Below are 12,234 nucleotides of genomic sequence, written 5' to 3'. Positions count from 1 at the left end.
CCGCAGATTCCCTCTGTTGCTGTTGTGCCGCTACCGCCTCGTTGTGTCGTTGCAGCGTGCACCAAACGTTGCCTTATACCTCACCAAACGTACGCTTACTCGCACTCAGTGTACGTTTGGTGAGATAAGTAGGTGCGAAGCCACAGTAAACGTACGCTGAGCGTCTGTGAGGCCGGCGCCGTACCCGCCGCTGTGTCCATCTCCTACCCAATTTGTTGAAAAAATACTGAATAATCAGGGAATTTCGCGTGATTGCGGCGTTGTTGCTCCTGTGTGGAGGGTATTGGGGGCGCTAAACTGTGCAGTATGAGTGAGAACACCGAGAATGAAGAGCGACTGGCTCGCCCTCTTATTCGTCTTGCCAAGTTGGTCGGCATCGGAACCAGCTATGTGGGCATGAGCCACGACTACCACGAGATTGACGATGATGTCCTGATCGAGGTGCTGTCCGCTCTGGGCATTGACGCCCGGGATGAGGATAGTCAGGAAGCGGAGATTCATCGAATCCTCAAGGAACGTCACTCCAGGTTGGTGGCACCTACGGTGCTCCACACGGCGGGCGCGGAGGATCAGGTGCTGGTCAACACCGGTATCCTCGAGACGCCGAGCGCCACCATCACACTGGAAAACGGCGAGCCCTATGAAGGCACCATTGGGGTAGGCCCGGGCGATGGTTCGCAGGCTTTTGACCTTGGCGACCGTTTCGTCTCCACTGCGGCACTCGTCATTCCTGCCAATCTGCCAGTCGGATACCATACCTTGCACGTCACTGTGGGAGACCGTACGCAGGATGCCACGCTGATCAGTGCACCCAGCAAGGTCGATCTCCTTGATTCGATGAACAACGGCAGCCTCTGGGGCTGGATGGCCCAGCTGTATTCGATTCGCTCCTCCGGTTCCTGGGGTGTGGGCGATTACGAGGATCTCAGGCAGCTGCTGATCGACGCCAAGCGAAAGACCGGAGCCGACTTCATCCTGATCAACCCGGTGCACGCGGCCGAACCGGTATCGCCGCTCACCCCTTCTCCGTACCTGCCGGTCAGCCGTCGCTTGGTGAACTTCACCTACATCCGACCGGAGGCATTGCCGGAGTATGCGTTGCTCACAGCGGACCTCAAGGCGCAGGTGGATGCCCTGCACGCCGACGTCGACCCGCTCAACGGCGACGCGCAGGTCATCGACCGCGATGCCATGTGGCGCAGCAAGATGCACGCGCTCTGGATCATCTTCAAGGCCGGGCGCACGGAAGCCCGCCAGACGGCGTTCGACGAGTTCAAAGCCGCCAGCGGCAACGATCTTGAAGCATATGCCACATGGTGCCTGTGCTATGACAAGTGGGGTGCGCCCTCATCCGATCCGAGCAGCTGGGAGCAGCTGCTGAACCGCGAATCCCCGGAGATCGCCAAGCTCAAGAGCCAGTTCCCCGACACGCTGGACTTCTATCGTTGGCTGGAATGGGTGGCCGTGGAGCAGCTTGCCGCAGCGCAGCAGGCGGCCAAGGATGCCGGCATGCAGATCGGCATCATGTCCGACATGGCGGTTGGCGTGCATCCCAACGGCGCCGATGTATGGTGGAATCCCGAACGCTTCGCCAAGGGTGCCACTGTCGGTGCTCCGCCGGACATGTTCAACCAGCAAGGTCAGGACTGGAGCCAGCCTCCGCTGAGCCCGCTCGATCTTGAGGCCACGGGATACCGGACGTACCGCAACATGGTGCATGATATGTTCGCCCGCGCCGGTGCCGTTCGCATCGACCATATCCTCGGTCTGTTCCGCCTGTGGTGGATTCCGTCGGGACATCCGGCCATGGATGGCGCATACGTGTATTACGACTCGAACATCATGCTGGGTATTCTCGCCATTGAGGCTTCGAGAGCGCATGGCGTGGTGGTCGGTGAGGATCTGGGCGTGGTGCCGGAATATGTGGCCGATTCACTGGCGAGCCACGGTATCCTCGGTTGCGCTGTCGAATGGTTCGAGCAGCGTGACGGCGTATTCCGCAAGCCTGCCGATTACCGTCCGTATGCGTTGGCTTCCGTGAACACGCACGATCTGCCGCCGGCAGCGGGATATCTGGAATTCGAACACGTGAAGATCCGCGAACGCCTTGGACTGCTGTCCGGTCCGGCGGAGGAGTTCGAGGCTTCCGCGAAGGCCGAGCAGGACGCCATGATCGCCATGCTGGTGGAGCAGGGATACCTCGATGCCGCAGCCGCCGAGGACCGTGTGGCGCACGAGTCGCAGATCGTCGATGCGCTGTATCGTGCCTTGAAGGATGCGCCCTGCAAGCTGCTTGCCGCATCCATCACCGATGCGGTAGGCGAGAAGCGTGCACAGAACCAGCCTGGCACGAACAACGAGTATCCGAACTGGCGCATTCCTCTGGCCGATGCCAAGGGCAACGTGGTGCCGCTCGAAACGGTGTTCGACACCGCTGGCGCGCAGCGTATCGCGCAGATTTTCAACTCCTGACGCCATCGGGTTCCCGGACGGGGAACAGAAGGTTCAGGCAAACGGCGTGGCCGGACGAAAGAGTCCGCCACGCCGTTTTATTATGTCAAGACCCGCGATATACTAGTGGATTGTTGTGTTTCCCTAAGGGGTCCTTCAAAGCGCTATCCCACTCGCCATCGAGGACTTTCAGGGAGCCCACGGATAATGAGGTTCAAAGCTTTGTGGATGCGGCTCTGACCAAGCCACGCCAGGCAGCCGAGACCCGGAACACAATATATAGAAAAGGTACTCCAGTGAAAACTTTCACTCCGAAACCAGCTGATCTGACCCACGACTGGTACATCGTCGACGCCACCGATGTGGTGCTTGGCCGTCTTGCCTCCCAGGTTGCAAACCTGCTGCGCGGCAAGAACAAGCCGACCTACGCTCCGCATGCGGATCTCGGCGATTTCGTCATCGTCATCAATGCTGACAAGATCGCTCTTACCGGCAACAAGATGGGCAAGGAACTCTACGTCCACTCTGGCCGTCCTGGTGGTCTGCGCCGCGACTCTTACGCTGAGCTGCTCGAGAAGAACCCCGAGCGTATCATCAAGGCCGCTGTCAAGGGCATGCTGCCGAAGAACCGTCTGGCTAAGGTGCAGCTTGATCGTCTCCGCGTCTTCCGCGGTGCCGAGCATCCGCACGCAGGCCAGCAGCCGAAGACCTTCGAGATCGCTCAGATCTCTCAGCAGGCCAAGTGAAACCTGAGAGGAGATAGATATCATGGCTGAAAACACCAACGACTCCCAGGTTGTCGAGACCGAAGAGGAGCTCACCAACTACACCACCGAGACCAACGCTGGCGCTGGCACCGGTACCTCCGCGATTGAGCCGGGCTATGGCACTGGCCGTCGCAAGGAGGCCGTCGCCCGTGTCCGTCTGATTCCGGGCTCCGGCAAGTGGACCATCAACGGCCGCACCCTGGAGGAGTATTTCCCCTCCAAGCTGCTGCAGCGTGAGGTCAACTCTCCGATCGTTCTGCTCAAGCTCGAAGGCAAGTTCGACGCTATCGTCCTCGTTGACGGCGGCGGCACCACCGGTCAGGCCGGTGCCATCCGTCTCGGCGTGGCCCGTGCGCTGAACGCCATCGACCGTGATGCCAACCGCGCCACCCTGAAGAAGGCTGGCTTCCTGACCCGCGACTCTCGCGTCGTGGAGCGCAAGAAGGCCGGTCTGCACAAGGCACGTCGCGCCCCGCAGTTCTCCAAGCGTTAATCCGCTGGCGTTCTGTGTCTTTACCGAGCACAAAGAGCCCTTCGTGGTCATCCACGAAGGGCTCTTTGGTATATCCCGGTATATGTGCTAGTGGTCTGTCTCGTAATTGGTTGAGTGGTGCTGGCCCCCTCTGACGAGGGGGCTGTCAGCGAAGCTGACTGGGGGAGAGAAAAACTGAATCCCTCAATTATTTACCAGATAGACCACTAGTACTGAGCCAGTGCGCCGACAGACTGGACCGTCCTGTCGGCACACTGCCTTATGTGTGGCCTGTGCTGTGGCCAATCCCGTTGCCGCTTCTCACACCTGTTTCATCAGCGTGATGGACATCGCCGGCATAGTCCATACATTGTGAGGATCGATCGCGCTGTTCTCACCGGGGACCTTCTCGGCAGCAGTGCTGTCGATGTCCCCGCTGTCGCTGACATTGTCCGCCCTATACAAGGTGATATTGGGGGATATACGTGGGCTTCCGTTTGCCGCCGCAGCGTTGACTGCTGCCGCATCACCGGCGATTGTGGTGCCACCGTGCGCCGCGCTGTTGTCGACGATGTCGAATCCGGCGATGCCTGCGGCATCGGCCTTGTGGGTTTGCGCCTCCTCAGCCAGACGTCTGACGATTTCATTGGCGTTCTGCACATGCTGCATCCAGACGCTGATTTCCTCGTTATCCTTTTCGGTGCCGATATGACCGCCCTGACCCGGCCACAATCCATTGACTTCGGCGGAACACCACTTGGGAATCCATGTGCTGTCGTCAGGAAGCCGGAAGTCACGGTTCTCGGCCACGCCGTTGACCACGATGCAGACGTCGACCTCGGTGTTGGACAGCAGTCGCATGGTGAAACCGCGGGTGCTCAGATCGAACCAATCGCGTTCCTTCGGGGAGGATCCGTCGGGAAGGAACCATTTGACGCGGTCGGATGGCTTGAACAGTCCGATCTGCGTCAATCGCGTGAAGAAGTCCTCATGATGGTACAGGTCAAGCGATTTGCGCAGCGAGATAAGCCTCGAGACCGTTTCCAAGCGCCGCATCTCGCGGGTCTTGTACGGGGAATACAGCCAATCCCAGTTCATCCAGGTCAGTTCGTTGTCCTGGCAGTAGGCGTTGTTGTTGCCGTTCTGCGTATTGCGGAATTCGTCGCCGGCGAGCATCATCGGCGTGCCGAGCGAAAGCAGCATGGTGCCCGTCATGTTCATGGCGGCCTGCTCCCGTGCGGCGATGATCTCCGGTTCGTCGGTCACGCCTTCCACGCCGAAGTTGGCTGAATGGTTCACTGAGGAACCGTCGTTGTTGTTTTCGCCGTTTGCTTCGTTGTGCTTGGTGCGGTACCGTGTCAGGTCTGTAAGCGTGAAGCCGTCATGGCAGGCCACGAAGTTGATGGATGCCGTGGCGCCTCGTCCCGGGTCGGTGGCGAACATATCCGCCGAGCCGCACATGCGCGTGGCCATCTCTTGCAGACTGGTCCGTCCGTATTCCATGCTGCCGTCCACATCCTCCAGCCAGAATGTGCGCGTGGTATCGCGGAACCGGTCGTTCCATTCGGCGAACGGGATGCCGAACTGCCCGGTGCGCCAGCCAAGATTGCCCAGATCCCACGGCTCCATGATGAGCTTGAGGTTGCCGAGCAGCTGATCGGACCGCAACGCGTACAGGAACGGGTGATGCGGGGTGAACTCGCCGTTGAGGCGTGCCAACGAGACGCCCAGGTCGAAACGGAAGCCGTCGATGCCTATGCGCTTGGCCCAGTACCGCAGCGAATCCACCGCAAACGTGACCACATGGGTATTGGTGAAATCGAAGGTGTTTCCGCAGCCGGTGGTGTCCTCCAGACGCCCGACATTGGACTTCTGGTGGCGGTAATACGCCAGATCATCCAATCCGCGCCAGCAGACGGTCGGACCTTCGACACCGCCCTCGCAGGTGTGGTTGTACACCACATCCATGATGACTTCGAAGCCGGCTTCGTGCAGGGCCCGGACCATGTCGATGACTTCTTGGCGCACGGCTCCCGCCCCGTGCTCTTGCGCAGCCTTGGTGGCGTACGAGGGTTCGGGGGAGAAGTAGCTCAGGGTTGAGTATCCCCAGTAGTTCTTGCGACCGTGTTCCTGAAGGAAGAGTTCGTCCTGTTTGGCTTGGATGGGCAATAGTTCTATGGTGGTGACGCCGAGGTTCTGCAGATACGCCAAGGTGACCGGATGGGCGAGCCCGGCATAGGTGCCCCGCAGTTCCTCGGGCAGCCACGGAGCGTTGGCCGTAAAGCCCTTGACGTGCATCTCGTAGATCACGGTTTTCCGCCACGGTACATGCGGATGCCCCGGATCGCCCTCATGCTTGTGGATGTCGCGGTCGTCGATGGCCACGGACACCGGTACATGGCCCAGTGAATCGATGGTGCTCATCGCTCCGTATGCCGATCCGACGACCTTGCGGTCATGCACTTCGCATTGGTAGGAGAACGCCGCCGGATCAAGCTCCATGCTGCCTTCGATGCCTTTGCCGTAAGGGTCGAGCAGGAATTTGTATGGGTTGAAACGCACGCCATGTTTGGGGTCCCATGCGCCATCCACGCGGTACCCGTATTGCATGCCGTCCCAGGCTTTGGGCAGATGTACGTACCATAGGCCGTAATTGGGGCCGTTCATGCGGAACAGTGTCTCCCGGAGATACAGGTGCTCGATGATGCGGGTGCACACCGGGAACTCATGGATCTGCTGGATGAAGGAGACGCCCGGGTCCGAGAACAGACGAATCGCATCTTGGAAGAACGCGCTGGGTTTGTCGACCGGCTCAAGCACGCACAGCCATACCTGCCCTGCGGTCTCGGAGCGGACTATGACGTCAGCGCCGCCATCATCGGTGAAGTACAGGCCGGGACGAGTGGCATAACGATGCAACGGTGGATTTCTCATACCCCCATTGTAGATGCCGTGCCTGTGAGCGCTGCTCCACTTCCTTCTCACCCGTGAGATGAAGCTTGAAGAGGCCCAGGACTTTCTCGGTGACAGAATTCAGGAGGCTTTACAGCTGTTGTCAAAGTCGCCCAATGACGGTGTCTTCTGGGATTTCAAGCTTTCGGTTCATTATACGACTCATTACACGGGTATTTGACTGTCGGCTATTGACGTTCCAGTTTGGCGTATCGCAATCGCGTAGCCTCCCCGGTGATGCCAAGCTTTCGGCCTATGGTCTCCCATGATTGTCCTCTGCGGTGCATGAGCAGAACCATGCGCGTGATGCTGTCATCGATTGCTTTCAGCTCCGTTCGACGACGATTCAGAAGCCTGCTGAGCTCAAGCTCCGGGGAGAAGTTCGGATCGTTTTCAGGATCTCCCAGTGAAGGGGAATCCTGTGCTTCGACCGCATCGGCGGCGGCGTTGCCTATTGCCCGTAATTTCGCCTGCATTTCGGGCGTATAGTCTTCAAATCTCATGTCCATCACCTTCGTGGTACTGCAGCAGCAGCCATTTCATTTCATAGGACAGCCGTGCGCGCATGGCGTGCACGATGACGTGTTCGTCCATGCCTGGAATCCATTGGCGTTCGATTACGCCAATTTCATAGAGAACCGCGCCTGAAGCTCCGGTGCCCACAAGGACATGGGTGGGAGGAATACGCCGATCGTTCACAGCGACCTCGATGCCATGTCGATAGACATGGAGAATGTCGCTGTCGGCGATCGGCGGTTCCCCGTGTTTGCTCTCACGATGTGCCGATGGAAGAATCACTGGATCTTCCCCGTCGATATACACAAATCTACTTGGCAACCCCACTTGCGTCAACTCCTTTGTTGATAACCTGCTCGGTGGTTTGAGCGTAGTGGGACCAATCAAGGCATGTCCAGCTGAACCGGCCCATGTGGTTCCAGCTTCCAGAGTTATCCACATCGATGCTTGATGGTGAGTTTTATCGAGTGCAGTGCTGTTTGGATGCAGTTCGGATGCGTATGCTTTTCAACGGGACGCAGCCAGACTGCGGCTATACCTTATGCTTTGTGCCGCTCTGTGATTAGGCCATGGCCCAGTAGCTCACAAATAACCGCTCATTTGACCTGGATGTCAGTGAGATATGCCTCCACGAATCGCAGCGCGGCGCCGATGATGTTCTGGTCTTCGGCACAATAGCTGGTGCGCAGCGTGAAATGGTCGGTGCCGAACGGGCTGCGCCCGACGATACGGCTGCGCAGGATCTCGATGTCCTCGTCGGTAAGATGTTGTGCGGCTTCGCCTCCGATGATCACGTCGCCGGCGATGATCGAACGCGCGTTCACGATGGCCTGCGCCACATAGTTGAGCCATGCGTTCATGCGTTCGCGGTGGTGGCGCTCGCCCTGTTCAAGCACGCTGAAGAAGCCGGGGATGCTTTCGTAATCCTCGGGCAGGGTCTCCAGTGAGCAGTAGGCGTCCATGCACCCGCGCTGCCCGCAATAGCATGGCCGTCCATCCGGCACCAGCGTCATATGCTCGATAGTGCCGTTGCATTGGTTGGGCCCCTGATAGAGCTTGCCATCCACGATGACCGCTCCGCCGGGGCGTCGCTCCAGATATACGCACACCGCGTCGGTGAGCGTGGGGTCGAACCAGAGTTCGGCCATGGCGGAGGCGTCCGAGTCGTGGATCATCATGCACGGGCAGTGGATGGATTGGCTGAGGGTCTCCAAAGTAAGACCGGTGTTGCCCATGATGGTGCCGAAGGTGATGGTCGTGCCGTCGGGCGAGAGAATGCCTTGGATGGCGAATGAGACGCCCAATACCGCGCCGTAACGGCGCTCCAAGTCGGCGGCGAAGGCGTTGATGATGTCGCCGATGCGCTGATAGTAGACGTTGGTGTTTCGGTACGGTGCCGATTCGATACGACTGTCGATGACCTTGCCGTACAGGTTGATGGCGCACAGGCGCAGTTCGTTGGCTCGCATCACTGCACCGATGGCGGTGCGATGGTTCGGGTCGAACTCGTACGTCTGCGCTTTTCGTCCGCCAGTGGAGTCCTGCAGATTGCCTTTGCGGATCAAGCCGTCGTTCTCCAGCGCGCGCAGGTTCTGGGTGATGGTGGGCAGACTCAGTCCCAGGTCGCGCTCCAAGTCCTGCTTGGTGGCGTTTCGATGCTCATAGAGGTATTGAGCCATGGCATTACGATTGTGCGTCTTCAACGCGGTCGCCGGCATTGCCCTCATGATTACCCCTTTGTGAGATGAGACATATAACAGTGTACTTGATAAAAGTCCGCGATGGCCGCAATCTGAGATTGATGGCATGGGAATTCCTTGTATTTCCAACTCGTCAACGAACTTTTGGAAAATTTATTTCATAAAAGCTGCTCCAAGTGGCAACTTATGGAAAAGAATCTTCTATAAGTTGGCGAGATGATGTGTGAGTAGGGTTGTGATTTTGCTAAAAAAGCAAACAAAGTACATCAAAAAAGCAAGAAAAGTGCGAAATTGTTAAGTAGATATCACAGTATTGCACAAAAATATATCATTAATAATCATGAAACGCCGTTGATTTTGTGCGTATGCAGACCATAAACGTCTTCGGTATATTGTGACTCAGGTCACAGTGACTGTGACGGTGCGCGTTAGGGTGCGTAGATGTCGATCTATGCAGGCCACTTCGGATGTATCGGCGTGGCGGCCCGGACGGTGCATGACAGAACAGAATACTTTGCCAACCAACCCCAAGAAAGATCGAGGAGGACCCAAATTGGCAGAAGCAAAGAAGGTCGAAGCCACCAAGCCGACCCCGGAAGAGAAGCAGGCCGCAGCTGAGGCTGAGGTCAATGCGCTGGTCGAAAAAGCGCAGAAGGCGTTGATTGCATTCGAGGATCTGGATCAGAAGCAGGTTGACCGCATCGTTGCCAAGGCATCCATTGCCGCACTGAACAAGCATCTGGTACTCGCCAAGATGGCCGTTGACGAGACCGGACGTGGCCTCGTGGAAGACAAGGCCACGAAGAACATCTTCGCGTGCGAGCACGTGACGAACTACCTGGCCGGTCAGAAGACCGTGGGTATCATCCGTGAAGATGACGTGATGGGTATCGACGAAGTGGCTGAGCCGGTGGGTGTGGTCGCTGGTGTGACCCCGGTCACCAACCCGACGTCCACCGCCATCTTCAAGTCCCTGATTGCTCTGAAGACCCGTTGCCCGATTGTCTTCGGTTTCCACCCGGGCGCGCAGAAGTGCTCCGTTGAGGCCGCGCGCATCGTGCGTGACGCCGCGATTGAGGCAGGCGCCCCGGCCAACTGCATCCAGTGGATCGAACACCCGTCCATCGAGGCCACCGGCGCTTTGATGAAGCACCCGGGCGTGGCCACGATCCTGGCGACCGGCGGTCCGGGCATGGTCAAGGCCGCGTACTCGTCCGGCAAGCCCGCCCTGGGCGTGGGTGCGGGCAACGCCCCGGCCTATGTGGATTCCGATGTGGACATCGTGCGCGCCGCCAACGACCTGGTGCTGTCCAAGCACTTCGACTACGGCATGATCTGCGCCACCGAGCAGGCGATCATCGCCCACAAGGACGTGTATGATGCGCTGGTCAAGGAGCTCAAGACTCGCAAGGCCTACTTCGTGAACGCAGACGAGAAGGCCAAGCTCGAGCAGTACATGTTCGGCTGCACTGCCGGTTCCGGCCAGACCCCGAAGCTCAACTCCGTGGTTCCGGGCAAGTCCCCGCAGTTCATCGCCAAGGCCGCTGGCTTCGAGATTCCGGCCGACGCCACCATCCTCGCCGCCGAATGCAAGGAGGTCTCCGACAACGAGCCGCTGACCCACGAGAAGCTCGCCCCGGTGCAGGCCGTCCTCAAGGCCGACAACAAGGAGCAGGCTTTCGAGATGTGCGAGCAGATGCTCAAGCTGGGCGCAGGCCACACCGCCGCCATCCACACCAACAACCAGGAGCTGGTGCGTGAGTACGGCGTCCGCATGCACGCATGCCGCATCATCTGGAACCAGCCGAGCTCCCTCGGCGGCATCGGCGACATCTACAACGCCATCGCCCCGTCGCTGACCTTGGGCTGTGGCTCCTACGGCGGCAACAGCGTTTCGGGCAACGTGCAGGCCGTGAACCTCGTCAACATCAAGCGCATCGCCCGGAGGAACAACAACATGCAGTGGTTCAAGATCCCGCCGAAGACCTACTTCGAGCCGAACGCCATCAAGTACCTGCGCGACATGTACGGCATCGAGAAGGCCGTCATCGTGTGCGACAAGGTCATGGAGCAGCTCGGTGTGGTCGACAAGATCATCGACCAGCTGCGCGCCCGCTCCAACAACGTGACCTTCCGCATCATCGACTACGTGGAGCCGGAGCCCTCCGTCGAGACCGTCGAGAAGGGCGCCGAGATGATGCGCGAGGAGTTCGAGCCCGACACCATCATCGCGGTCGGCGGTGGCTCCCCGATGGACGCATCCAAGATCATGTGGCTGCTGTACGAGCACCCGGAAATCGCGTTCTCCGACGTGCGCGAGAAGTTCTTCGACATCCGCAAGCGCGCGTTCAAGATCCCGCCGCTGGGCAAGAAGGCCAAGCTGGTGTGCATCCCGACCTCCTCCGGCACCGGTTCTGAGGTCACGCCGTTCGCCGTGATCACCGACCACAAGACCGGGTACAAGTACCCGATTACCGACTACGCACTGACCCCGTCCGTGGCGATCGTCGACCCGGTGCTCGCCCGCACCCAGCCGCGTAAGCTCGCCTCCGACGCCGGCTTCGACGCGCTGACCCACAGCTTCGAGGCATACGTGTCCGTGTACGCGAACGACTTCACCGACGGCATGGCACTGCACGCGGCCAAGCTCATCTGGGACAACCTGGCCGAGTCCGTCAATGGTGAGCCGGGTCTGGCCAAGACCGAGGCACAGGAGAAGATGCACAACGCGGCCACGATGGCCGGCATGGCATTCGGCTCCGCGTTCCTCGGCATGTGCCACGGAATGGCCCACACCATCGGCGCGCTCTGTCACATCGCCCACGGCCGCACGAACTCTATCCTGCTGCCGTACGTGATCCGTTACAACGGCCAGATTCCGGAGGAACCAACCTCCTGGCCGAAGTACAGCAAGTACGTGGCTCCGGAGCGCTACCGCGACATCGCCCGTAACCTCGGCATCGACACCGGCAAGACGCCGGCCGAGGCCGTCGAGAACCTGGCCAAGGCCGTTGAGGATTACCGCGACAACAAGCTCGGCATGAACAAGAGCTTCAAGGATTGCGGTGTGGACGAGGACTACTTCTGGAGCGTCCTCGACCAGATCGGCATGCGCGCCTACGAGGACCAGTGCACCCCGGCCAACCCGCGCATCCCGCTGATCAACGACATGAAGGACATCGCCATCGCGGCCTACTACGGCGTCAGCCAGGCCGAAGGCCACCAGATTCGTGTCGACCGCGAGGGCGAGGCGGCCACCGAGGAAGCCTCTGAGCGCGTCTGAGGACGGCGGCTCTGAGAGTCCGACGGAGAATCTGATAACAAAACCATAACGGCTGAGGGGAGTCGCGGCGATTGTTCCGCGGCTCCCCTCAGC

Annotated in this window: 8 protein-coding genes; 4 read left to right on the top strand and 4 right to left on the bottom strand. The window is 59.4% G+C overall.

Features of this window, described 5'->3' with window-relative positions; all coding sequences use genetic code 11:
* Window positions 1-306: 306 nt before the first annotated feature.
* The 3 genes from malQ to rpsI all read left to right on the top strand — a co-directional run bounded on the left by malQ (window position 307) and on the right by rpsI (window position 3,711).
* Window positions 307-2,472, top strand: coding sequence for a 4-alpha-glucanotransferase (gene malQ / locus BW09_RS01295; protein WP_044089124.1), 2,166 nt, complete (start codon window positions 307-309; stop codon window positions 2,470-2,472).
* 275 nt (window positions 2,473-2,747) lie between these two features.
* Window positions 2,748-3,197: a 50S ribosomal protein L13 gene (gene rplM, locus BW09_RS01290; RefSeq protein WP_044089123.1), complete on the top strand. Its 450-nt coding sequence runs from the start codon at window positions 2,748-2,750 to the stop codon at window positions 3,195-3,197.
* Between the two features lie 22 nt (window positions 3,198-3,219).
* Entirely contained in the window at window positions 3,220-3,711 is a 492-nt protein-coding gene (rpsI, locus tag BW09_RS01285) for a 30S ribosomal protein S9 (RefSeq protein WP_044089122.1), read from the top strand.
* A 300-nt stretch (window positions 3,712-4,011) separates the two neighbouring features.
* Here rpsI and glgX read toward each other — a convergent pair whose 3' ends face one another.
* The 4 genes from glgX to BW09_RS01265 all read right to left on the bottom strand — a co-directional run bounded on the left by glgX (window position 4,012) and on the right by BW09_RS01265 (window position 8,885).
* Window positions 4,012-6,624, bottom strand: a complete 2,613-nt coding sequence (gene glgX, locus BW09_RS01280) for a glycogen debranching protein GlgX (protein ID WP_140462805.1) — start codon at window positions 6,622-6,624, stop codon at window positions 4,012-4,014.
* A gap of 206 nt (window positions 6,625-6,830) precedes the next feature.
* On the bottom strand, window positions 6,831-7,145 hold the full coding sequence (locus BW09_RS01275) for a hypothetical protein (RefSeq protein ID WP_044089164.1): 315 nt from the start codon (window positions 7,143-7,145) through the stop codon (window positions 6,831-6,833).
* On the bottom strand, window positions 7,135-7,440 hold the full coding sequence (locus tag BW09_RS01270) for a hypothetical protein (protein ID WP_181161723.1): 306 nt from the start codon (window positions 7,438-7,440) through the stop codon (window positions 7,135-7,137). The genes BW09_RS01275 and BW09_RS01270 overlap by 11 nt, the downstream gene beginning before the upstream one ends.
* A gap of 314 nt (window positions 7,441-7,754) precedes the next feature.
* Window positions 7,755-8,885: an ROK family transcriptional regulator gene (locus BW09_RS01265; protein ID WP_140462804.1), complete on the bottom strand. Its 1,131-nt coding sequence runs from the start codon at window positions 8,883-8,885 to the stop codon at window positions 7,755-7,757.
* Window positions 8,886-9,411: 526 nt separating this feature from the next.
* Here BW09_RS01265 and adhE point away from each other — a divergent pair.
* On the top strand, window positions 9,412-12,141 hold the full coding sequence (adhE, locus tag BW09_RS01260; protein ID WP_140462803.1) for a bifunctional acetaldehyde-CoA/alcohol dehydrogenase: 2,730 nt from the start codon (window positions 9,412-9,414) through the stop codon (window positions 12,139-12,141).
* The last annotated feature ends 93 nt before the right edge of the window (window positions 12,142-12,234 follow it).

This window comes from Bifidobacterium sp. UTCIF-1, assembly GCF_006408915.1.
In the GTDB taxonomy this organism is placed as follows: Bacteria; Actinomycetota; Actinomycetes; order Actinomycetales; family Bifidobacteriaceae; genus Bifidobacterium; species Bifidobacterium reuteri.
Note: the sequence above shows the minus strand (reverse complement) of the source record. Positions and strands in the feature narration are given on the sequence as shown.